A 21,612-nucleotide genomic window follows, 5' to 3' on the forward strand; every position below is an offset into this window, starting at 1 on the left:
CGGTGAAGGACGCGTGCGTGCGCACGTGAGCCGGCGATGTCATGACGGGCGAGTCGCCAGTCGAAATGCGTCGACTTGCTCAGCGCCGCGAGGGCGTCCGCGGGGCCGCCCGAGAACCGGCCGCCCCATAGCGACCCTTCGTTCGTCCCGTGTGCGGCAGTACCGTGTGCCTCTGTCACCGTTCAGCTTCCTGCGCGCTGATCGCGGCCTGAGGCCACCTTGGAGGACAGCCCGAAGATTTCGATGAAGCCGCGGGCCATCGACTGGTCAAAAGTGTCACCGGTGTCATAGGTGGCCAGGTTGAAGTCGTACAGCCCGACGTCGGAGCGGCGGCCGGTGACGGTTGCCCGCCCGCCGTGCAGCTCCATCCGCACGTCGCCGGACACGTAGCGCTGGGTATCGTCGATGAAGGTTTCCAGCGAGCGCTTCAGCGGGGAGAACCACTGGCCGTCATACACCAGCTCGGTCCAGCGCTGGTCAACGGTCTTCTTGAACCGGGCCTGCTCGCGTTCAACCGTGACGTTCTCCAGTTCGCGGTGGGCGGTGATCAGGGCCATGGCTCCGGGCGCCTCGTAAATCTCGCGGCTCTTGATACCCACCAGGCGGTCTTCGACAATGTCGATCCGGCCTACGCCCTGTGCGCCCGCGCGGCGGTTCAGTTCCTCGATGGCCTGCAGCGGCGTGACGGCGTGGCCGTCAATCGCCACCGGAATGCCCTCGCGGAAGGAGACGACCACCTCATCGGCCGCCGGTGAGAACTCGGGCGAATCGGTGTAGTCATAGACATCCTTCGTGGGGCCGTTCCAGATGTCCTCAAGGAAGCCTGTTTCGACGGCGCGTCCCCAGACGTTCTGGTCGATCGAGAATGGGTTCTTCTTGGTGGTCTCGATCGGCAGGCCTTTTTCCTCAGCGAAGGCGATGGCCTTGTCGCGGGTGAGTGCGAGGTCACGGACGGGTGCGATGCACTTCAGATCCGGGCCGAGGGTCTGGATGCCGACCTCGAACCGGACCTGGTCGTTACCCTTGCCGGTGCAGCCGTGCGCAACGGTGGAGGCGCCGAACTCACGCGCCGCGGCGACGAGGTGCTTGACGATCACCGGCCGGGAGATGGCGGAGACCAGCGGATAGGCGTCCATGTACAGGGCGTTCGCACGCAGCGTGGGCATGCAGTACTCGTTGGCGAACTCGTCACGTGCGTCCGCGACGTAGGCTTCCACGGCGCCGCAGCCCAGTGCGCGCTGGCGAATGGTCTCGAGCGATTCCCCGCCCTGTCCGACGTCGACGGCGACAGCCACCACTTCTGCTCCGGTTGCCTCGGCGATCCAGCCGATGGCCACCGACGTATCCAGTCCGCCTGAGTAGGCGAGGACAATGCGTTCAGTCACTTGGGTAGCTCCTCTTGTGTGTTGGGGTATTTCGGTGATGTGGAGAAAATCTGGTGTTCAGGACGCTTCGTGCGCGAACTGCAGGAATCGGGCAGCCACCTCGGCGCCGCCGGAAGGATCGCGGCTGACCAGCATAATCGTGTCGTCTCCGGCGATCGTACCGAGCACCGACGGCATGACCGAATGGTCGATGGCCAGCGCCAGGAAGTTCGCGGCTCCCGGCGGCGTACGCAGGACCACCAGGTTCCCGGATGCCTCGGCCGTCACGAGGAGCTCCCCGCACAGCCGGGACAACCTGCTGTCCAGGATTTCCTGCGTGACGCCGCTCTGCGGTGCCCGCCCGCCGCCTTCACCGGGCACGGCGTACACCAGTGCGCCGTCCTTACCACGGACGCGCACGGCTCCCAGCTCGACGAGGTCACGGGACAGCGTGGCCTGCGCCACCTGTAGACCGGCATCCGCCAGCAGTTCGGCCAGTTCAGACTGGGACCGCACCGACTGTGCGGTGAGCAGGGCAGTGATCCGGGCCTGGCGGGCGATCTTCGTCGTTGGCTGACCTGTCGGCTGACTAGGAGGCTGGCCGGCCGATTGACCTGGTGACGCCGCAGTAGTCACGAGCGCTCCATGAGCCACACCATGAGCGCCTTCTGCGCATGCAGCCGGTTCTCCGCCTCGTCCCACACAACAGACTGCGGCCCGTCGATGACCGCGGCGGAAATCTCGTAGCCGCGATAAGCCGGCAGGCAGTGGAGGACGACGGCGTCGGCCGCCGCCTGCGCCAGCAGCGCCTCATCAAGGGCGTACGGACGGAACAGCTCGAATCTCGCAGTCTTCGCGGCGTCGTCCTCGATCTCCTGCCCCATGGATACCCAGGTGTCGGTGGCAAGGACATCGGCCCCGGTTGCCGCCTCGCCTGCATCCGTGGTGATCAGCACCGAGCCGCCGGTTTCCGCGGCGCGCTTGTTGGCGGCGTCGACAATGTGTTGTTCCGGCAGGTAGCCCTCGGGACCCGCGATGCGTACGTGCATACCGGCGGTGACCCCGGCAAGCAGGTAAGAGTTCGCCATGTTGTTCGCGGCATCACCGAAGTAAGCGAGCGTGAGGCCTGCCAGCGCGCCCTTGTGTTCCCGGACGGTCAGCAGGTCGGCGAGCAGCTGGCACGGGTGATAGTCATCGGAGAGCGCGTTGATGACGGGCACGGAGGATGCCTCGGCCATCTCCTCGAGCCCGGCCTGCGCATAGGTGCGCCAGACGATGGTGGAGACCATCCGTTCAAGGACCCTGGCCGTGTCAGCGATGGATTCCTTGTGACCGAGCTGCGACTCGCCCGCACCGATGATGAGCGGCACCCCGCCGAGGTCCGCGATCCCCGTGGCAAAGGACACGCGGGTCCGGGTGGAGGTCTTGTCGAAGATCACGGCGACGGTCTTGCGTCCCGAGCCATCACCGGCATAGGCGGGGTTCGAGTACGGTGCCTTCTTCAGTTCAAGCGCGAGGTCGAGGACCTCGTTTTGTTCAGCCTGGGTGAGGTCGGTGTCGAGTAGGAAGTGGCGGGTCATTCGGATGCCTCCGTGGTCTGGGCTGCGTTGTTTCCGGCTGCGTTGTTTCCGGCTGCACCGCAGTTTCGTGCCGTCTCGAGGATCGCCGGCAGTGCATTGAGGAAGCTCTGTGCCTGGGTGCGCGTCAGGATCAGCGGCGGCGCGAGCCGGAGTGTGTGCGGCGTGGGCGCGTTGATGATGAACCCCTGGGTGAGGGCCTCCGTGACGGCGTCCGGGGCGTAGTCGCCGTCGAGGTCGAAACCGATCAGCAGGCCCTCTCCGCGGACCTCGCTCACGCCGCTCACGCCGGCCAGCTTGCTGCGAAGGTAGCTGCCGACGTCGTTCGCGTTCTGCAGCACCGAACCCGCCTCAAGCGCGTGCAGGGTGGCCAGCGCAGCGGCCGTCGCGACTGGATTCCCGCCGAAGGTCGTTCCGTGCTGGCCCGGCGTGAGCAGCGAGGACACCTCACTACCGAATGTCACCAGCGCACCGATGGGGAAACCGCCGCCCAGTCCTTTGGCCAAGGTCATGGCATCAGGGGTGATACCGCTTGCCTGGTGCGCGAACCAGCGCCCGGTGCGGCCCACGCCGGTCTGTACCTCGTCCAGGATGAGCAACGCGCCGACTTCACTGGTCAGTTCACGTGCCTTGCGCAGGTAGTCGATACTGAGCGGGCGCACGCCCGCCTCGCCCTGGATAGGTTCGAGGACGACGGCGGCAACAGACTCATCGAGCGCTGCCTCCAGCGCCGCGGTGTCATTGAACGGCAGATGCTCGACGCCGCCGGGCAGCGGTTCGAACGGCTCGCGGTACGCCTCCTTCGCGGTGAGGGCGAGAGCGCCCATGGTGCGGCCGTGGAAGCCGCCAGCAAGCGCGAGAATGCGCTTGCGTCCGCCGGCGCTGTTGCGGCGGGCGAGCTTGAAGGCTGCCTCGACGGCCTCGGTGCCGGAGTTCGCGAAAAACACCTTCGATCCTTCGCCGGCACCGGACAGGGACAGGAGCTTCTCGGCGAGCGCCACCTGCGTGGGGCTGGTGAAGAAGTTCGAGACATGCCCGAGGGTGGCCAGCTGGGAGGAAATCACCGACGTGACGAAGGGGTGGGCGTGGCCCAGCGCGTTGACGGCGATTCCGCCGAGGAGGTCGAGGTACTGCTTGCCGTCGGCATCCCAGACGTGGCAGCCAGCTCCGCGCACCAGAACGCGCTGCGGCGTGCCGAAAACACCCAGCACGGCGTTCGAATAGCGCTGCAGCCATTCTTTCCCCTGTGCAGGGTCAATGAGCGCCGCTGCGGATTCGAGGGCGGTTTCCTTGGTCACAGTGCTTCGTCCTCGTCCGGCACTACCTGTGTGCCTATTCCAGCGGCCGTGAAAATCTCAAGCAGCATCGAGTGCGGCAGTCGTCCGTCGACGATGTGCGCCCGCTCCACTCCCCCGTCAACGGCCTTGAGGCAGGCGGTCATCTTGGGAATCATCCCCGATTCCAGTTCGGGCAGGAGGCCTCGCAGATCGGCAGCCGTCAGTGAAGAAATCAGGCTCGTGCGGTCCGGCCAGTTGGAGTAGAGACCTTCGACGTCGGTAAGGATGACGAGCTTCGACGCACCGAGCGCTTCGGCGAGCGCCGCAGCGGCGGTGTCGGCATTGACGTTGAGGACCTGTCCCGTTCCATTGCCTGTGGAGTCAGTCTCGGGTGCCACGGTGGAGATGACCGGGATGCGTCCTGCTTCGAGGATGTCGAGGATTGCGGCCGGGTTGACTCCGACCACTTCGCCGACCAGCCCGAGGTCAACTTCCTCGCCGTCCACCACGGTGCCGGTCCGGACGGCCCGGAGCAGGCCGCCGTCCTCACCGGAGAGACCAACGGCATAGGGCCCATGGGAGTTGATGAGGCCGACCAGTTCACGGCTCACCTGGCCGGTCAGCACCATGCGGACAACATCCATGGCTTCCGGGGTAGTGACGCGCAGGCCGCCCTTGAATTCCGAGGTGATGCCAAGCCGGTCCAGCATCCCGTTGATCTGCGGGCCGCCGCCATGCACCACGACGGGGCGCACCCCGGCGTGGTGGAGGAACACGATGTCCTCGGCGAAGGCACGGCGCAGCTCATCGTTGACCATGGCGTTGCCGCCGTACTTGATGACCATGGTGGTGCCGGCGAACCGCTGGATCCAGGGAAGCGCCTCGATCAGGGTTGCCGCCTTGTCCTGGGCGGCGTTGAGAGTGTTCATTTTGTCCTTCGACTCGGCGTCTGCAGCGGCAGCATCTTCACCTGGAAAGTTCAGCTCGAGTAGGCCGAGTTTTCATGCACGTAGTCGTGCGTGAGGTCATTGGTCCAGATTGTGGCCGATTCGGAGCCGGCGTTGAGGTTGATCTCGACGGTGACCAGGCGGGCGGTCAGGTCGACCAGTTCCCGTGGTTCACCGATTCCGCCGTCGCGGCAGATCTGCACCGCGTTGATCGCTACATCGAGGCGATCGGGCTCGAAAACGGCGTCGGTGGTGCCGACGGCCGCCAGGACCCTGCCCCAGTTCGGGTCGTTGCCGAAAATGGCAGCCTTGAAGAGGTTGGACCGGGCAACGGCACGACCAGCGGTTTCGGCGTCTTCCTCGGTGGCTGCGTTGATGGTCCGGATCGCGATGGTGTGGCTCGCTCCTTCCGCATCCTCAATGAGCTGATGAGCCAGTGAAGAGCAGACGCCGGTGAGAGCTTCGGTGAACTGGGCCGGATCCGGACGGACTCCGCTCGCGCCCGAGGCAAGCAGCACCACCGTGTCGTTGGTCGACATGCAACCGTCCGAGTCAGCGCGGTCAAAGGTGACTCGGGTTGCGGCACGCAGCGCGGTATCGAGGACTGCAGCGTCCAGGACGGCGTCAGTGGTGAGGACAACCAGCATGGTGGCGAGGCCCGGCGCAAGCATTCCAGCACCCTTTGCCATTCCGCCGATGGAGTAGCCCTCGCTCGGCTCATCCTGCGTGGCGGGGTAGGTTGCGGTCTTGGGCACCGAGTCAGTGGTCATGATTGCCTCGGCAGCAGCCCGGCCGCCGCCGTCGGACAGGTGTGCGGCTGCCTCGTTGACGCCCGGCAGCAGCTTGTCCATGGGCAGCTGTTCTCCGATGAGCCCGGTGGAACAGACGAAGACATCGCTGGCTGAGACGCCAAGCGCCTCCGCCGCGAACTCCGCGGTGCGGTGCGTGTTCTGAAAGCCCTGCGGCCCGGTGCAGGCGTTTGCACCACCGGAATTGAGCACGACGGCATCCACCCGCCCGTCCGAGACCACCTGACGCGACCAGTGAACGGGCGCAGCGGCGACCCGATTGGAGGTGAAAACCGCCGCTGCCTGGTGGTGCGGACCATCATTGATGACGACGGCGACATCCCGTGCCCCGGTCGACTTCAGTCCTGCCGCCACGCCTGCTGCGCGGAATCCCTGCGGTTCGGTAACGCTCATGGTGCTACTCCTGATCCGGTGAGGCCCGTGATCTCCGGCAGACCGAGGGCAATGTTCATAGACTGCACCGCACCACCGGCAGTCCCCTTGGTGAGGTTGTCGATGGCACAGCTGACGACGACCCGGCCGGCATGCTCGTCGAAAGCCAACTGGAGCTGCGCAAAGTTGGACCCAAGGACGGATTTGGTGGCGGGCCACTGACCAAGCGGCAACAGCGTGACGAAGGGTTCGTCGTCGTACGCGGTTTCCCACGCCTCACGCAGCTGCTCAGCGGTGGTACCGGGTGTGACCCGCGCAGTCGCCGTCGTCAGGATGCCGCGTGACATCGGAGCGAGGGTCGGTGTGAAGGAGACCGTGACCGGCGCACCGGCAGCCCAGCCCAGCCCCTGCTCCACCTCCGGGGTGTGCCGGTGGCTGCCGCCGACTCCGTATGGGCTCATCCCGCCCATCATCTCTGAGCCGAGCAGATGCGATTTCAGCGCCTTGCCGGCGCCGGAGGCACCGGAGGCAGACACAATGACGACGTCGTCCGGCTGGAGCAGCCCCGCAGCGAATCCCGGGGTGAGGGCCAAGAGTGCGCTGGTCGGGTAGCAACCGGGGACGGCGATGCGGCGGGCGTTCCGCAACGCGTCGCGGGCACCGGGCAGCTCCGGAAGTCCATAGGGCCAGGTGCCGGCATGCTCGGAGCCGTAGAAGCGGTGCCAGGCGTCGGCGTCTTCGAGCCGGTGGTCAGCTCCGGCGTCGATGACCAGGACTTCCGGCGGCAGCTGTGCGGCCACCTCGGCGCTGGCTCCGTGGGGCAGGGCGAGAAAGACGACATCATGCCCGGCGAGGTTGGCGGGATTGGTTTCCTCAATAATGCGGCCAGCGAGGGAGTGCAGGTGCGGCTGCACCTCGCCCAGCCTGCTGCCGGCACTGCTGTGGGCGGTGATCGCGCCTATCCTCACCTCGGGATGGGTCGAAAGCAGGCGCAGGACCTCGCCTCCGGCATAGCCGCTTGCTCCGGATACCGCGACGGAAATATTCATGCGATTCATCGTACAGCAAACCTATTCACTGGTGCACATATTTATCCAATAGGTACTGGTGGTCGGAATGAGTTCACCACGGGACCGGTTGCACGCAGTAAGAGCACACCGATGAGAGGAAGCACTGACATGCCCATTGCCATTGTCGCTGAGCGCGCCGGAGGACCCGAGGTCCTCAAACCCGTGTCCATCGAACGGCCTGCACCGTCCGGTTCGCAACTGTTGGTCGGGGTCGCCGCGGTCGGGGTGAACTTCATTGAGACGTACCAGCGTGCCGGGATCTATGCGGTTGAGTATCCGTTCATTCCGGGCGGTGAGGCAGCCGGTGAAGTCATCGGGATAGGGCCGGAGGCCCACGGCTTCTCGGTTGGCGACCGGATAGCGTTCGCCGAGGGTTCCCGGTCCTACGCCGACTACACACTCGTTGATGCGGACAGGGCACTGCCGGTGCCCGACGGCGTGGACCTTGAGACCGCCGCCGCGCTTCCGCTGCAGGGAATGACGGCGCACTACCTGGTGAATTCCACGTACCCGGTACAGCACGGTGAAACTGTGCTGACCCACGCGGGGGCCGGCGGAACGGGGCTCCTGTTGACGCAGATGCTCAAAGCCAAGGGAGCCCGGGTCATCACAACCGTCTCGACCGACGAGAAGGAAGCACTGGCGCGGGAGGCGGGAGCCGACGTCGTACTTCGCTACGAGGGCTTCTCGGAGCGGGTGCGGGAGCTGACCGACGGCGCGGGTGTGGATGTGGTCTATGACGGAGTGGGCAAGGCGACCTTCGACGGGTCGCTGGAGTCACTGCGCGTGCGCGGGATGCTGGTCCTGTTCGGCGCTGCATCCGGGCCGGTTCCCGACTTCAATCTGCAGCGGCTGAACAGCTCCGGTTCGCTCTATGTGACGCGGCCGAGCCTCGCCTTCTATCTGCGGTCCGCCGAGGAGCGGCGCTGGCGAGCAGGAGAGGTCTTCGGCGCGGTTGCTGACGGATCGCTCACCGTAAGGATCGGTGCACGTTACCCGTTGGCTGACGCCGCGCAGGCGCACGAGGACCTCCAGTCGCGCAGGACGACGGGCAAACTTCTCCTCGTCCCCTGATCCCGCGCGCTAAGTCCCCCAACCAGCGTTCATTTGTCAGGACACACCCCTTTTGGCTGTCCATAGGGGGTGTGTCCTGCACATTCAACGCGCGGATTCAACACGGGTCAGCGGCGCTGCACGGCTCCGTGGCGCTCGGCTGCGAGGTGCACGGCCTGGTCGCGGGCGGCGCTCGCCTCATCTGCGGTCAGGGTGCGGTCGGTGGCGCGGAAGCGAAGACCGAAGGCGAGTGACTTCTTGCCGTCGCCAATCCCCTGTCCTGAGTACACGTCGAACAGGTGCACCTCCTCCAGCAGTTCACCGGCGCCTTCGCGCAGCGTGGCGAGAACCTCATCGGCCGGCAGACCCGCGTCCACCACAAGGGCTACGTCCTGCGTGGTCGCGGGGAAGGTCGAGAGATGCCGGGCCACGATGACGTCCGGCGCGGCGTCGAACAGCAGGTCTGCGTTGATTTCCAGTGCAACCGTGCGCGGCGGCAGGTCCTGCGCGGCGACCAGCTTCGGATGCAGTTCTCCCGCGTAGCCGAGCTCCTCACCGCTGCGCAGACTGATGCGTGCGGTGCGTCCGGGATGGAAGGCTCGGTGCTCACCCTGTTCGATCACGAGGTCGACGCCGACGACGTCAGCCATCAACCGGACGGTGTCGAGGGCGTCCGCCCAGTCCCAGGCACGCGGAGAGTGGCCGGCTGCAGCCGGTGAGTCCTTGCCGAAGAACACGGCGGCGATAGTCAGCGGCTGCAGCGGGAGGCCGTTGTACAGCGTCTCGAGCGTCGCGTCGTCGGGCAGGGCTCCGAGCGGCGGGATGGTTGCGGTGCCGAGGGTCTCCTGCGGCAGGAACACCAAACCGGCCTCGAAGAGCGCCAGATCGCGGAAGCCGCGCGAGGAGTTCCGCTTGGCCACCTCGATCAGGCCGGGAAGGATGGAGCGCCGCAGGTAGCCGAATTCGGCACTCAACGGGTTGGCCAGCTTGACGGCGGGTCCCGTTCCCTCCGCTGCGCCGAACGTGTCGTTGGCCTCCATTGAAACAAAGGGATAGGACAGCACTTCGGTCAGCCCTGCGCCGGCGAGCGCAGCCAGAACGCGGCGCCGCTGCTGCTGGGTGCGCGTGAGGCCGCGCCCGGGAGGAGCGACCGGCAGGCGCGACGGGATCTGGTCGTAGCCCACCAGCCGGGCGATTTCCTCGGCGAGGTCGTCTTTGATGGTCAGGTCCTGACGCCAGCTGGGGGCGGTAACCTGCCAGCCGCCGTCGTACTCCGCCACATCAGCACCGAGGTCGGTGAGTGCACCGACCACCTGTTCCGGCGCGAAATCCATACCGATCCGTTCCGAGGCATAGCCGGCCGGCAGGTCGATCAGGATGGGTTGGGGCGCGGTTCCGACGTCGGTGATCGATGCATCGGCGGTACCGCCGGCAAGCCTCACGAGCAGGTCCACGACGCGCTGGGCCGCGACATCGGCAACGTGCCAATCCACCCCACGCTCGAAGCGCTTGGACGCCTCCGACGGCAGCTTGTGGCGGCGGCGTGCGCGGGCGATTGACACCTCGTCGAAGTGTGCGGACTCCACGAGAACGTCCGTGGTGGAGTCCGAGACCTCCGTGGCCGCTCCGCCCATGACGCCGGCGATGCCGATGGCGCCCGAAGCGTCAGTAATGAGGAGATCCTCAGGGTGCAGCTCACGCTTGCGGTCATCGAGGGTCACGATGGTTTCGCCGGCGTTGGCCCGGCGCACCACAACCTCACCGGTGAGCCTGGCGACGTCGTAGCAGTGCGTCGGCTGGCCGAGCTCGAGCATGACGTAGTTCGAAATGTCGACCGGCAGCGAGATGGATCGGATGCCCGCCAGGCGCAGCCGCGAGACCATCCACTGCGGCGTCGGCCGGGTGGCATCCACCCCGCGCACCACGCGGGCCACGAAACGGTCGCAGCCGGCATTCCCGTAAATGGGAGCCTGGTCTTCCAGCCGCACCGGGTACCCCGCGCCGTCCGCCGGATCGACGACGACGGCGGCAGCCGGGTCGGTGAACGCCGACCCCGTGGCGTGGGCGTACTCACGCGCGATCCCCCGGATTGAGAAGCAGTAGCTGCGGTCGGGGGTCACATTGATTTCGGCCGCCTGGTCATAGAGTCCCAATAACTCCATGGCGTCCGATCCGACCTCCGGGTCCAGCCCGAGAGTGGACAACACAAGGATGCCGTCGTGGTCCTCACCGATACCCAGTTCACGAACGGAGGCAATCATCCCGGCAGACACATGGCCGTAGGTCTTACGTGCGGCAATGCGGAAATCGCCGGGAAGCACGGCGCCGGGAAGGGTGACCACCACCTTGTCACCTTCGACGAAGTTGTGTGCGCCGCACACAATTCCCTGCACGCCGGACGGATCGATGCCGTCCGCGGTCAGGGTCTGCTCAGCGCCCTCGGGCACCACACGGACCTGGCACCAGTTGATGGTCTTACCGTTGGTCTGCGGCTCTTTCTCGACCGAGAGCACCTGTCCCACCACGATCGGCCCGGAAAGGGTATCGGTGGGACGATGGACGGCCTCTTCCTCCAGGCCGACCTTCACCAGTTCGGCCATGACGTCTTCGGCGGATGCCTCGCCAGGAACCTGTGCGTACTCACGCAGCCAGGACAGTGGTACTCGCACGGTTAGATCTCCATCCCGAAGTGCTCGCTGAAACGTACGTCGCCCTCAATCATGTCCCGCATGTCGCCTACCTCGTTGCGGAACATGAGGGTGCGCTCGATGCCCATGCCGAACGCGAATCCCGAGTACACGTCAGGATCGATGCCGGCGGCTCGGAGCACGTTCGGGTGTACCATGCCGCAACCGCCCCACTCAATCCACTGGGGGCCGCCCTTGGCACCCGGGTGCCAGATATCCAGCTCGGCCGAGGGTTCGGTGAAGGGGAAGTAGTTGGGACGCAGGCGGATGCCGGCATCATCGCCGAACATGAGCCGGGCGAAGTGTTCGAGCGTTCCGCGCAGGTCCGCCATGCTCAGGCCCTTGTCGACGGCCAGGCCCTCGAACTGGTGGAACACGGGAGTGTGGGTGGCGTCCAGCTCGTCCGTGCGGAACACCTTGCCGGGGCACAGGACATAGATGGGAACCTCGCGCTCGAGCATCGCTCGCACCTGCACCGGTGAAGTGTGGGTGCGCATCACCAGGTGCGCCTCGGGCGGCTCAACGAAGAAGGTGTCCTGCATTTCGCGCGCAGGGTGATCGGGTTTGAAATTCAACGCGTCGAAGTTGAACCATTCGGATTCAACCTCGGGCCCTTCGGCGATTTCCCAGCCCATGCCGACGAAGATGTCGCTGACCCGCTCCTGGAGGATGGACAACGGATGCCGGGCCCCAGCACGACGACGGCGCGGAGCAGCGGTCACGTCGACTGCCTCCTCCACGAGGATGCGCGCGTCGCGCTCAGCTTCCAGCTCGGTTGCCCGGGCGGCTAGGGCCTGGTTGATGCGTCCGCGGGCGGGGCCGATGTTCTTTCCGGCGGCGGCCTTCTGGTCTTTCGCGAGCGAGCCGATCTGCCGGTTTGCGAGGCTCATCGGCGACTTCTCGCCCGTGTGGGCAAGCCGTACCGATTTGAGCTCGTCGAGGTTCCCTGCGGCGGCGATCTCGCTGAGCGCGCGGTCAACCGCGGCCGCGATGGCGTCGGCGTCCAGGGGATCCGGGGCGGCGGCGGTGTCCGGAGCGTCCGCGGGTGTGGTGGGTTCAGACATGAGTGTGCTTTTACCTTGGTGTCGTGAGCGCGATGGGTGCCGGCGGCACTGATGATCCAGTACTCCGGCGGCCTTGCCAGTCTAAAGGACCGTTGGCGGGTGCCCCGAATGGCCCCAACCACGGCCGGGCATGTCCTGCACCATATCTTTAGACTTGGGCCTATGCATCGCCGCGACCGCCTGCGCTCGGCACTCAACTGGATGAACGGATCTACGCTGCTCGGCCTGGCCGCCGCGAAGCTGGTGGGCTGCGAGCTCCGCCCCGCTTCCTGCGGCCTCATCTTCGCGCATCACTACTCCCCCCGGCTGCCGAAGGCGTCTGCGTTCACCGTGGGAAATGTTGTGCTGTTCCGTGCGGGACCGGAAGTGGTGGCCCGGAGACCGCGGCTCGTCGAACATGAAGCACGCCACTGTACGCAGTATGCGTTGTGCTTCGGCCTGCCGTTCCTGCCGGCCTACTTTCTTGCCGCGGGGGCGTCCTGGCTCCTCACTGGTGATCCGGCGTCGCGCAATGTCTTCGAACGCGGGGCCGGTCTCCAGGAGGGCGGCTACGTGGAGCGCCCGCTGCGCGCCGCGCTGACCCGGCGTGTCAGTGCTCCGCGCCGGCTGCGATCCTCAGATCCGCTCCGGCGTCGGCACTCGTCCGGGCAATAACAACCAGCGCGCGGGCCATCTCCCCGATCGGCATCCCGGACGCGCCGTGAGCCTGTGCCTGTTCGGTCGAGAACGGCACATGGATAAAGCCGCCGCGCGGCGCACCGTCACCGTGGGCCAGTAGATCCATGAGCCCGTAGAAGACGTGGTTGCAGACATACGTGCCGGCCGTCTGGGACACCGCCGCGGGCAGCCTGGCCTCCACCAGCGCCTGCAGGCTCCGCTTGAGCGGAAGAGTGCTGAAGTAAGCCGCTGGCCCGCCGGCGCGCACGGCATCGTCCACCGGCTGGTTGCCCGCATTATCCGGAATCCGGGCATCATCGACATTGATCGCGATCCGCTCGAGAGAGACTTCCGACCGGCCTCCCGCCTGCCCCACGCACAGCACCAGCTGCGGCTGGTGAGCACGAACGGCATCAGCAAGCACATCGATGCTTGCGCCGAAGACGCAGGGCAACCGAACCGCTATCACCGCCTCGCCCTCATCCGCCAGGATGGCTGCGGCCTGCTGAGCCGCCTCCCAGGAGGGATTGACGGTTTCGCCGCCGAAAGGCTCAAAGCCGGTGAGCAGGATCATTTCACCAGCCTATCCCTCCGGCCTTTCCGCAATTCAATAGGAACGTATGTTCTAATAAAAGAATGCGATGGGATGCGCAAAAAACGACGACGACGACGGTGGCCGCTGCCGGAGAACCGGAGCCGCTGGTGCCGCTCGCCGGGCTTGTGCGGTCCGTTAGAACCCCGGAGTTCGCGGGTATCACCTTCCACGAGGTGCTGGCCAAATCGGCCCTGAACCGAGTCCCGGAAAGTTCGGGAATGCCGTTCTCGTGGACCGTCAACCCCTACCGTGGGTGTTCGCATGCGTGCGTGTACTGCTTCGCCCGCAAGACCCACAGCTACCTCAACCTGGACACCGGTCTCGACTTCGACTCGCAAGTAGTGGTCAAGACCAACATCGGCGAGGTCCTCCGGCGCGAGGTAGCCAAACCCTCCTGGAACTGCGAACACGTGGCGATGGGCACCAACACCGATCCCTACCAGCGGGCCGAAGGACGGTACCGGTTGATGCCGGGCATCATCCGTGCGCTCGCAGACAGCGGTACACCGTTTTCCATTCTCACCAAGGGGACGCTGCTCAGCCGGGATCTTCCGCTACTCAAGGAAGCCGGCACCCAGGTCAGCCTCGGCATGGGAATTTCGCTTGCGGTGCTCGATCCCGAGCTTGCCCACACGGTGGAACCGGGAACTCCCACCCCGCGCGCACGCCTGGACCTCATCACCAGGTTGCGGGATGCGGGTCTGCCCTGCGGCGTCATGGCCATGCCCATCCTGCCGTGGCTCACCGACAGCGATGAAGCCCTGGACGCCTTGTTCGCAGCCCTCGCTGCGGCGGGCGCCACGGGTGTGTCCGCCGGAGCACTGCACCTGCGTCCGGGAGCCCGTGAGTGGTACATGGAATGGCTGGCCAAAAAACATCCCTCGCTGGTCGGACGCTACCGCCGGCTCTATGGCGGAGGCACTTATGCCTCCGGTGAATACCGCACCTGGCTCTCGAAACGCGTGCAGGTGCACCGGCGTCGTCATGGATTGGCTGCCGGGGCACGCTTCTTTCGGGAGGAAGCGGGAGCAGGTGGGCACGCGCCGTCGTCGTCGGCATCGCCCGGACAGGGGGTGTCAGCAGCCGAGCCCACGCTCTTCTGAGCCGAACTTCCCGCGTCTGCGCCCGGCTACCCTCTTCTGCTCCTAAGTCAGATCTTCGACCGGAACCACGGTCTCGAGCAGAGCATCAACGATGGGACGGTCCGCAGGGATCCACGGAAGATCCCGGAGCTCGCCGGTATCCCTGAGACTGACCCAGCGGAGCTCGTCGTGGTCCTGCAATGCGGCCGGTATGCCGGCGGTGATGACCGCCAGCCACACCCGCATTCCTGCTGAGGCATTCAGCGGCCAGCCGTCGGGATCAGGGCCGACGAGTTCAGCCCCGACCTGCACGTCCACGCCCAACTCTTCGCGCACTTCACGCTGGACCGCCTCCAAGTCATCTTCGTCCGGCTCAACCTTGCCTCCGGGGAACTCCCACTGCCCGGCGAACTGCTCCGGAGCGCTTCTGCGCGCTGCGAGCAGTTTGGACGGTACAGTGAGCGAATCAACAATGGCGGCGCCGACAACTTGTGTGCGCTGGGTATCGGTCATCCAGCCAGTCTAGGGGCGCAGAACGACGGCTTAGAAGATGGCGTTGATTCCGTTCCAGCCTGAGCCGAGGGGACTGCGCGAAAGGAAGCCGGACCTGCCGTTGCCCGGGTACAGCCAGAGTGCACCGCTCGAATCACGTGCGGCGATGTCAGCAATTCGGTCACCGTTGAGGTCACCCGTTCCAACGATCGCGGTCATCGAGTTCCAGCCATGCCCGGCGCGGACCCGTGGCAACCATCCGCCCGCACCGTTACCCGGGTAGAGCCAGAGGATGCCCGCGGCATCGCGTGCGAGGACGTCGCTGGTCCGGTCGCCGCTGAAATCGCCCGGCGTGATGATCGCGGTTATCGAGTTCCATCCACTTCCCACGAGGACGCGCGGCAGCCAACCACCGGAACCATTCCCCCGATACAGCCACAACGCACCCGTGGCCCGTTCGCGTGCCAGCAGGTCCACCCGCTGATCACCGTCGAAATCCCCAGGTGCAGTGATGCTGCTCATTCCATTCCAGCCATGGCCCACCTGTACACGCGGCAACCAACCGCCGGTGCCGTTCCCCCTGTAGAGCCACAGCACCCCGGTAGCTGCTTCGCGACCGATCACATCTGCGGGGCCGTCGCCGTTGAAGTCGCCGAGTGTCTCCAGCGCGTTGAAGATCCCCCAGCCATTGCCGATCTGGATTCCGGAGTTCAAACGCCCGGCACCGGTTCCGGCATACAGTCTCAGCTCGCCGGTCGCGCCGACGCGGGCCAGAATGTCGTTACGCCAGTCCCCGTTGAACTCGGCGGTGGAGCCGGTCAGCGTAGAGGCCGGGATGGGCAGCGCAGTGAAGTTATACGGTTCGCACGTGCGGTCATAGTCACGGACATCGTCATACCACTGGGAAATGTAGACACGGCCGGCGGAGAAGCTGGGTGGAAAGCACCTGTCGAGTGCTTCGGTCGGGTAGTCCAGCCTGCCTGCCGTGGCCCAGACAGGTACGCCCGTCAACCGCCATTGGCCAACGATTTCCTGCCAACCGGCGGCGTAGGAGTAGAAACCGTAGGCGAATCCAGCGTCACGCAATCCGCGCATGAGCCCTTCGACGACGTATCTGTTGTCCAATCGTTGGGCGGCGGTTGCAGCCGGCCATGGTTGGGCAGGGCGCGGTTCAACATCGATCCACACCACCGGCGGGCGGAATCCGATCCGAGTGAGGCTCTGAACGGCGAAGCGGGCCTCCGAATAGCCAACGTTGGAAAGCCGCCCGGCGTGCGTTGTGGACGACCACGGCCCCTGCCCGCCGTAGGTGGTGAGCTGGGCCGCAGTCGGGTAGGTGGCCATGGCGTAGCCGTGGGCCGGCTTGGCGTTGGTGCGCGCCCAGGTTACCTGGTCTGCAAGGCACGGGTTTTCTGTGAAGGCAAGCCCGCGGGTCAGGCCGATGATGACAAACTGGGATGCCGGCGGCGGAAGAGGCAGCCCGAAGCCGCCCTGCGCCGTCGAACACTGTGGCCAGGAAACGTCATGACCGAAAAGGGGCGCCGCGTGAGCCGCGGGAACGGTAGCTCCCAGCATGCCCACAATGAGGCTGAACGTCAGAAGGCAGGTGGTCAACAGCCGGTGGACAGCCGAAGGCGGCGCGGGCGACCCGTAGTCAGATGATCTCCGGAACGAATACTGAGACGTTCCGGGGGAAATTGCTGGTTCAGGGGATGATCCATCCATGGCTCCGCGCTCCTCGTGCCGGTCCAATTTTAGAGCCGACTGCCGTACTTTGCACCGCCCGGTTCGGGATCTTTTTGGCATCGATCCAATCTCGGACCCGTAAAGTGGAAGGTGCAAGAAGTCCCTGCTCAACGATGCGCGGCCACATAACCGGCGCCGCTTAGGCGCTTCCCGTCGTCGAAATGAGTCCCGTGCCTGCAATGCCCGCCGAACGACCAACGCACACCCTTGTCCTGGCGATTCTCGCCCTGGCGGTGGGTGGCTTCGGGATCGGCACTACCGAGTTCGCCATCATGGGGCTGCTGCCCAACATGGTGGATGACCTCGGCGTGGATATCCCCGCGGGCGGGCACGTCATCTCGGCGTACGCGCTGGGCGTCGTCGTTGGTGCTCCCCTGCTCTCAACGCTCGGTGCCCGGCTCCCGCACAAGCGGGTAGCGCTGGCACTGATGGCCCTCTTCACCGTAGGGAACCTCTCCTCCTACATTGCCCACGACTACGGGTGGCTCCTGGTCTCCCGATTCATCTCCGGCTTGCCCCACGGGGCCTTCTTCGGAGTAGCCGCGGTCATCGCCGCATCACTGTCCTCGCCGACGCGGCGTGCCCACGCTGTTGCGATGGTCATGATGGGACTGAGCATTGCCAACGTTGTGGGAGTGCCTTTTGCGACCTGGCTCGGGCAGCAGTTCGGGTGGCGGACCATGTTCATCCTCGTAGGGTTCATCGGCATCCTCACGCTGCTCCTGATCGCCCGCTTTGTACCCCATCAGGACGTACGCGACGGCGCGAGCATCACCCGGGAGCTGGGGGCACTGAAACGGGGACAGGTATGGATGACCCTGCTGATCGGCACGGTCGGTTTCGGCGGATTCTTCGCTGTGTACACCTACATTGCACCGACCATGACGGAAGTGGCCGGTGTCTCCGAAGCTGTGCTGCCGATCGTCGTCGCGCTCTATGGTCTTGGCATGGTCGCAGGCAACGTCGTAGGCGGGCGACTCGCCGATATCTCCGTATTGGGGACCATCTACTGGGTGATGGGAAGCATCTCGGTGTGCCTTCTGCTTTTCGCCGTGGCGGTGCAGTGGGCACCGACGGCCCTGCTGTTCGTCTTCCTCGTCGGGGCGATTGGATCGGCTCTGATCCCCTCGCTGCAGGTGCGCCTGATGGATGTCTCCCCGGACGCTCCGTCGCTGGCGTCTTCCATGAACCACGCGGCGCTCAATACGGCGAATGCGTTGGGCGCGTTTCTCGGCGGCGCGGTGATCGCGCTCGGCTGGGGCTACACGGCACCGGCCCTGGTGGGTGCTGTGCTTGCGGCCTTCGGTCTGGGAGTGGCGTTGATCAGCGGTCGGATGGACCGCGCCGCCACGACTCCGGAGAAGCCGGTTCTCGCCGCCTCCCGCTGAGCTTTTGGCCGCCTCCCGCGGACCCGACGGAAGAAAGCCGTCTAACCGCGCTGAGCCCGGGCGGACGCGTAGAGGCACACAGTTGCTGCGGTACCGACATTCAGGCTCTCAGCGCTGCCGTAAATGGGTACTGACACCCGGTGGCCGGCTGCCTCCAATACTTCCGGCGCCAATCCCTGCGCCTCGTTGCCGAAAAACCAGGCTGTGGAGGCCTCCAGGAACGGCTTCCGTGCGTCCTGCTCATTTACACTAAGGGACGACGGCGCCAGCCGCCTGGCCGCACTCGCGTCCTGAAGCTCGTCCAGGTTCCAGTCGCCGTAGCCGTCGGCCGCCAGCACCGTGACGGAATGACCGGCAAGCGCTGTCAGCAGGTCCCGGGTATCGACGCCGACCACCACGGGCAGATGGAAAAGGGAACCCACAGTCGACCGGACGGTCTTCGGGTTGTAGACGTCCACGCTTCCGCTGGTCAACACCACAGCGTCAGCGCCGGCGGAGTCGGCGGCACGGAGGATAGTCCCGGCATTTCCGGGATCACGAACCTCCACCAGGACGGCAATCAGCCGCGGACTGCGCTCAAGCACCGACGCCAGCGACGAGTCGATGAAACGGCAGACTGCGAGGGCACCCTGCGGCGTGACGGTTGAGCTCATAGCTGCAAGCACCTCGGCCGTCACCATCCGCGGCGGAACCACAGCACCGAACTCCGGGTAGCGCGCCAGGGTCTCAGCCGTCAGATACACGTCCTCCACGACGCCGGCTCCCCCGGCCAGACGGCGGGCCTCGTGGAGGCGCAACGCTTCGCGTACAGCCTGCGGACCTTCGGCGAGGAAGGATTCCTGCCGCTGACGCGCCGAACGCCCCGCAAGCTTCGCTACCTCCCGGACCCGATCTGATCGGGGATTGGTCAGTAGCTGTGCCTGGGGGCGTTCGGATGTATTCATGGATTATTTCAACCGGCTCACGGAACCGGCTGGGTGCGCTGCCTAGGCGTGGACCGGCGCAGAGGTGTCGGACGGCAGTGCGTCCTTGGCGATCTGCACAAGTGCCGCGAACGCGTTGGCGTCAGTTACGGCGAGGTCTGCGAGCATCCGGCGGTCAACCTCAATGCCGGCAGCCTTCAAGCCCTGGATGAGGCGGTTGTACGTGAGGCCATTGGCACGGGACGCAGCGTTGATGCGCTGGATCCAGAGCCGACGGAAGTCGCCCTTGCGCTTGCGGCGATCGCCGTAGCTGTAGACGAACGAGTGGAGCAGCTGCTCCTTTGCCTTGCGGTACAGGCGCGAACGCTGCCCCCGGTAGCCTTTGGCGCGCTCAAGAATAACCCGACGCTTCTTGTGGGCATTGACTGCCCGCTTCACACGTGCCACGTGCGTACTCCTTAGATAGATCGTCCGAACAGAGGTTCCGTGGGCGGCAGTACAGCCGCCTGCGAGGGTGTCCGGAAGTGATAGGGGGTGTGTTAGACGCCGAGCATCTTCTTGATGACCTTGGTGTCAGCCTTGGACACGATCTGGTCGCTGGCCAGACGGCGCGTCAACGTGGAGGGCTTGTGCTCCAGGTAGTGACGACGGTTGGCCTGCTGGCGCTTGAGCTTTCCGCTGCCGGTCAGCTTGAAGCGCTTTTTGGCGCCACTGTGGGTCTTCATCTTCGGCATGGAAACCGATCTCCTTTGGTCTCCGCCGGCACTTTGCCGGCGGCTCTTGCGATCTCCGCAGCGGACTGCGGTGCTTACGTATTGCCTTGCTGCCTGGTGGGCAGCCGACTCCTAGTTGGAGCCGGACGGCTTCGATCGGCTTGGCGTTCCCTTGGCCGGGGCAGCCTTGCCGGTTGGTTTTGGTGCAGCCGACGCAGGCCTGGGCTTCGGCGTTGCTGCAGGTTTGGGCGCGGCAGCGGGCTTCGGCGCAGCTTTCTTCGGCGCTTCCTCTACCTGCGTGGCCTCAGCAGCCTTCGGCGCATCAGTAGCGGGCGCATCCACAGCAGACGCTGCGGTCTCAGGTACTGCCGTCACAGGTGCTGAACTCTCAGCTACAGGAGCATCAGCTACAGGAGTCTCAGACGCCGAAGCTGATCCTGCCGTACGCAGTTCCTCGGGCAGCAAGTCTCCGATGCTCTGCGTCATCGGTGCGGAGCCAGAGGTGTCAACCTTGTCCCTCGACGAATCATTGGCAGCCTTTGACTCGGCGCGCTGGGCAGCACGGCGTGCTTCAGCCTTGGCTTCGGCCTTGTTCTTCACCGGACCGATAACCATCACCATGTTGCGACCGTCAATGCGGGGGGTGGACTCAACCACGCCGACCTCGGACACATCCTCAGCAAACTTCTGCAGGAGGCGGATGCCCATCTCGGGACGCTGCTGCTCGCGACCGCGGAACTGGATCATGGCCTTGACCTTGTCTCCGGCACCGAGGAAGCGGATAGCGTGGCCCCGCTTGGTCTCGTAATCGTGGGTATCGATCTTCAGGCGGAACCGGATTTCCTTCAGCACGGTGTTCGTCTGGTTCTTGCGCGCTTCACGCGCCTTCACCGCGGCTTCGTACTTGTACTTACCGAAGTCCATGAGCTTGGCAACGGGAGGCTTTGCCTGAGGTGCCACCTCAACAAGATCAAGGTCGGACTCAGCGGCGAGGCGGAGGGCGTCTTCGATGCGGACGATTCCAACCTGTTCGCCGGCAGGGCCTACCAACCGCACCTCTGGGACGCGGATACGATCATTGATTCTTGGCTCGCTAATGTGCTGCTCCTGATATCCGTTGAATAACTGAACCGCCTGCAAAAGGAGAAGGCCTCCAACTGCATGCGCAATCGAAGGCCTCGGCATCAGTGCATCAACGGCGCTCCCTACCAAAGGGAGAGCCAGCGCACCGACCTGAACCCGGCTGCCTGTGGCTGCCTCTGGGGCAACGGCGGCAATCGCGGGTGGGAGAGGACTCCGCTTGCATACTGGTGATCTTTTTCATGCCGTTCCCGGCCACAAAAAATAACGACCCCCAGTTGGTCTGTGACAAGCTTACCAGCATGAGCACAGCAGACAATAATCCCGACGCCGCACGCCACACCTTCCAGACGCCGGAGGAAACGCGCGCCGCGTCCGGCAATGCGAACAATCCCGTTCGGGACATTGCGGAAGTCGCCGCCGTCGAGGTGATTACGACGTCGGCAGTGCACCTGATGAGCGCAGCTGCCGTCAAGTGCGGACTGGCTGAGGGCACTGACGCCGAAACGTACAAGGACCTCGACGAGGCCCGCAAGCTGATTACTGCACTCGCCGGCTTCATCACCGCCGCAGCTCCGGAGATCGGCAGCCAGCATGCCGGCCCGTTGCGCGATGGCCTGAGGTCCCTGCAGCTTGCGTTCAGGGAAGCATCACTCATCCCTGACGCTCCAGGCCAGGGACCGGGCGAGAAGTTCACCGGTCCGGTCAACTGACTG

General features: G+C 65.3%; 21 protein-coding genes and 1 pseudogene. 5 read left to right on the forward strand and 17 right to left on the reverse strand.

All coding sequences use genetic code 11. The annotated features are described in order from the left end of the window. The 8 genes and pseudogenes from P4U43_RS10700 to argC all read right to left on the reverse strand — a co-directional run. Positions 1-179: pseudogene (locus P4U43_RS10700) on the reverse strand (argininosuccinate lyase); the annotation flags it as partial. A 3-nt stretch (positions 180-182) separates the two neighbouring features. After that, positions 183-1,385, reverse strand: coding sequence for an argininosuccinate synthase (locus P4U43_RS10705; protein WP_277358728.1), 1,203 nt, complete (start codon positions 1,383-1,385; stop codon positions 183-185). A 57-nt stretch (positions 1,386-1,442) separates the two neighbouring features. Further along, the gene (locus P4U43_RS10710) at positions 1,443-2,000 is read right to left on the reverse strand and encodes an arginine repressor (RefSeq protein ID WP_277358729.1); all 558 of its coding nucleotides are present in this window, start codon (positions 1,998-2,000) and stop codon (positions 1,443-1,445) included. Next, a complete protein-coding gene (gene argF / locus P4U43_RS10715) occupies positions 1,997-2,944 on the reverse strand; it encodes an ornithine carbamoyltransferase (protein ID WP_277358730.1) in 948 nt (315 codons plus the stop codon). The genes P4U43_RS10710 and argF overlap by 4 nt, the downstream gene beginning before the upstream one ends. Next, positions 2,941-4,239, reverse strand: coding sequence for an acetylornithine transaminase (locus P4U43_RS10720; protein WP_277358731.1), 1,299 nt, complete (start codon positions 4,237-4,239; stop codon positions 2,941-2,943). Before P4U43_RS10720 ends, argF begins: the two co-directional genes overlap by 4 nt. Next, entirely contained in the window at positions 4,236-5,147 is a 912-nt protein-coding gene (gene argB, locus P4U43_RS10725; protein ID WP_277358732.1) for an acetylglutamate kinase, read from the reverse strand. Before argB ends, P4U43_RS10720 begins: the two co-directional genes overlap by 4 nt. 50 nt (positions 5,148-5,197) lie before the next feature. Then, on the reverse strand, positions 5,198-6,367 hold the full coding sequence (gene argJ, locus P4U43_RS10730; protein ID WP_277358733.1) for a bifunctional glutamate N-acetyltransferase/amino-acid acetyltransferase ArgJ: 1,170 nt from the start codon (positions 6,365-6,367) through the stop codon (positions 5,198-5,200). Continuing rightward, the gene (gene argC / locus P4U43_RS10735; RefSeq protein WP_277358734.1) at positions 6,364-7,395 is read right to left on the reverse strand and encodes an N-acetyl-gamma-glutamyl-phosphate reductase; all 1,032 of its coding nucleotides are present in this window, start codon (positions 7,393-7,395) and stop codon (positions 6,364-6,366) included. Before argC ends, argJ begins: the two co-directional genes overlap by 4 nt. A gap of 129 nt (positions 7,396-7,524) precedes the next feature. On the opposite strand from argC, the gene P4U43_RS10740 reads away from it, so the two are divergent. Then, the gene (locus tag P4U43_RS10740; RefSeq protein WP_277358735.1) at positions 7,525-8,490 is read left to right on the forward strand and encodes a quinone oxidoreductase family protein; all 966 of its coding nucleotides are present in this window, start codon (positions 7,525-7,527) and stop codon (positions 8,488-8,490) included. A gap of 107 nt (positions 8,491-8,597) precedes the next feature. Here P4U43_RS10740 and pheT read toward each other — a convergent pair whose 3' ends face one another. Together pheT and pheS are read right to left on the reverse strand one after the other, a co-directional pair. After that, a complete protein-coding gene (pheT, locus tag P4U43_RS10745; RefSeq protein ID WP_277358736.1) occupies positions 8,598-11,138 on the reverse strand; it encodes a phenylalanine--tRNA ligase subunit beta in 2,541 nt (846 codons plus the stop codon). A gap of 2 nt (positions 11,139-11,140) precedes the next feature. After that, positions 11,141-12,220: a phenylalanine--tRNA ligase subunit alpha gene (pheS, locus tag P4U43_RS10750; protein ID WP_277358737.1), complete on the reverse strand. Its 1,080-nt coding sequence runs from the start codon at positions 12,218-12,220 to the stop codon at positions 11,141-11,143. A gap of 162 nt (positions 12,221-12,382) precedes the next feature. Between pheS and P4U43_RS10755 the strand changes: the two genes are divergently transcribed. After that, the gene (locus P4U43_RS10755) at positions 12,383-12,874 is read left to right on the forward strand and encodes a hypothetical protein (protein ID WP_277358738.1); all 492 of its coding nucleotides are present in this window, start codon (positions 12,383-12,385) and stop codon (positions 12,872-12,874) included. On the opposite strand, the gene pcp is transcribed toward P4U43_RS10755, so the two are convergent. Beyond that, on the reverse strand, positions 12,810-13,451 hold the full coding sequence (gene pcp / locus P4U43_RS10760; protein ID WP_277358739.1) for a pyroglutamyl-peptidase I: 642 nt from the start codon (positions 13,449-13,451) through the stop codon (positions 12,810-12,812). The genes P4U43_RS10755 and pcp overlap by 65 nt on opposite strands. Before the next feature lie 62 nt (positions 13,452-13,513). Between pcp and P4U43_RS10765 the strand changes: the two genes are divergently transcribed. Next, positions 13,514-14,575, forward strand: a complete 1,062-nt coding sequence (locus P4U43_RS10765; protein ID WP_277358740.1) for an Rv2578c family radical SAM protein — start codon at positions 13,514-13,516, stop codon at positions 14,573-14,575. A 42-nt stretch (positions 14,576-14,617) separates the two neighbouring features. Here the strand turns inward: P4U43_RS10765 and P4U43_RS10770 are convergent, their stop codons facing one another. Together P4U43_RS10770 and P4U43_RS10775 are read right to left on the reverse strand one after the other, a co-directional pair. Then, positions 14,618-15,067, reverse strand: a complete 450-nt coding sequence (locus tag P4U43_RS10770) for a (deoxy)nucleoside triphosphate pyrophosphohydrolase (RefSeq protein ID WP_277358741.1) — start codon at positions 15,065-15,067, stop codon at positions 14,618-14,620. 30 nt (positions 15,068-15,097) lie between these two features. Continuing rightward, positions 15,098-16,660 carry an FG-GAP-like repeat-containing protein gene (locus P4U43_RS10775; protein WP_277358742.1) on the reverse strand — a complete coding sequence of 521 codons (1,563 nt, stop codon included), beginning with the start codon at positions 16,658-16,660 and terminating at the stop codon, positions 15,098-15,100. Between the two features lie 293 nt (positions 16,661-16,953). On the opposite strand from P4U43_RS10775, the gene P4U43_RS10780 reads away from it, so the two are divergent. Further along, complete coding sequence (locus P4U43_RS10780) at positions 16,954-18,180, forward strand: MFS transporter (RefSeq protein ID WP_277358743.1); 1,227 nt, start codon at positions 16,954-16,956, stop codon at positions 18,178-18,180. A gap of 41 nt (positions 18,181-18,221) precedes the next feature. Here P4U43_RS10780 and P4U43_RS10785 read toward each other — a convergent pair whose 3' ends face one another. The 4 genes from P4U43_RS10785 to infC form a co-directional block, all read right to left on the reverse strand. Next, positions 18,222-19,124, reverse strand: coding sequence for a TrmH family RNA methyltransferase (locus P4U43_RS10785; protein WP_277358744.1), 903 nt, complete (start codon positions 19,122-19,124; stop codon positions 18,222-18,224). 42 nt (positions 19,125-19,166) lie between these two features. Further along, complete coding sequence (gene rplT, locus P4U43_RS10790) at positions 19,167-19,550, reverse strand: 50S ribosomal protein L20 (protein WP_056548429.1); 384 nt, start codon at positions 19,548-19,550, stop codon at positions 19,167-19,169. A gap of 92 nt (positions 19,551-19,642) precedes the next feature. Continuing rightward, positions 19,643-19,837 carry a 50S ribosomal protein L35 gene (rpmI, locus tag P4U43_RS10795; RefSeq protein ID WP_026545492.1) on the reverse strand — a complete coding sequence of 65 codons (195 nt, stop codon included), beginning with the start codon at positions 19,835-19,837 and terminating at the stop codon, positions 19,643-19,645. A gap of 111 nt (positions 19,838-19,948) precedes the next feature. After that, positions 19,949-20,872, reverse strand: a complete 924-nt coding sequence (gene infC / locus P4U43_RS10800; protein ID WP_404800725.1) for a translation initiation factor IF-3 — start codon at positions 20,870-20,872, stop codon at positions 19,949-19,951. A 326-nt stretch (positions 20,873-21,198) separates the two neighbouring features. Between infC and P4U43_RS10805 the strand changes: the two genes are divergently transcribed. Beyond that, positions 21,199-21,609: a DUF1844 domain-containing protein gene (locus P4U43_RS10805; RefSeq protein WP_157359090.1), complete on the forward strand. Its 411-nt coding sequence runs from the start codon at positions 21,199-21,201 to the stop codon at positions 21,607-21,609. The last annotated feature ends 3 nt before the right edge of the window (positions 21,610-21,612 follow it).

This window comes from Arthrobacter vasquezii (assembly GCF_029455255.1).
GTDB lineage: Bacteria > Actinomycetota > Actinomycetes > Actinomycetales > Micrococcaceae > Arthrobacter_D > Arthrobacter_D parietis.

Bases quoted from the DNA above. Each gene is read 5' to 3' on its own strand.
- argC (WP_277358734.1), bottom strand. From the start codon at position 7,395: ATGAATATTTCCGTCGCGGTATCCGGAGCAAGCGGCTATGCCGGAGGC.
- argJ (WP_277358733.1), bottom strand. From the start codon at position 6,367: ATGAGCGTTACCGAACCGCAGGGATTCCGCGCAGCAGGCGTGGCGGCA.
- P4U43_RS10765 (WP_277358740.1), top strand. From the start codon at position 13,514: ATGCGATGGGATGCGCAAAAAACGACGACGACGACGGTGGCCGCTGCC.
- P4U43_RS10740 (WP_277358735.1), top strand. From the start codon at position 7,525: ATGCCCATTGCCATTGTCGCTGAGCGCGCCGGAGGACCCGAGGTCCTC.
- P4U43_RS10755 (WP_277358738.1), top strand. From the start codon at position 12,383: ATGCATCGCCGCGACCGCCTGCGCTCGGCACTCAACTGGATGAACGGA.
- P4U43_RS10770 (WP_277358741.1), bottom strand. From the start codon at position 15,067: ATGACCGATACCCAGCGCACACAAGTTGTCGGCGCCGCCATTGTTGAT.
- argF (WP_277358730.1), bottom strand. From the start codon at position 2,944: ATGACCCGCCACTTCCTACTCGACACCGACCTCACCCAGGCTGAACAA.
- P4U43_RS10805 (WP_157359090.1), top strand. From the start codon at position 21,199: ATGAGCACAGCAGACAATAATCCCGACGCCGCACGCCACACCTTCCAG.
- P4U43_RS10785 (WP_277358744.1), bottom strand. From the start codon at position 19,124: ATGAATACATCCGAACGCCCCCAGGCACAGCTACTGACCAATCCCCGA.
- argB (WP_277358732.1), bottom strand. From the start codon at position 5,147: ATGAACACTCTCAACGCCGCCCAGGACAAGGCGGCAACCCTGATCGAG.
- pheS (WP_277358737.1), bottom strand. From the start codon at position 12,220: ATGTCTGAACCCACCACACCCGCGGACGCTCCGGACACCGCCGCCGCC.
- rpmI (WP_026545492.1), bottom strand. From the start codon at position 19,837: ATGCCGAAGATGAAGACCCACAGTGGCGCCAAAAAGCGCTTCAAGCTG.
- pcp (WP_277358739.1), bottom strand. From the start codon at position 13,451: ATGATCCTGCTCACCGGCTTTGAGCCTTTCGGCGGCGAAACCGTCAAT.
- P4U43_RS10780 (WP_277358743.1), top strand. From the start codon at position 16,954: ATGAGTCCCGTGCCTGCAATGCCCGCCGAACGACCAACGCACACCCTT.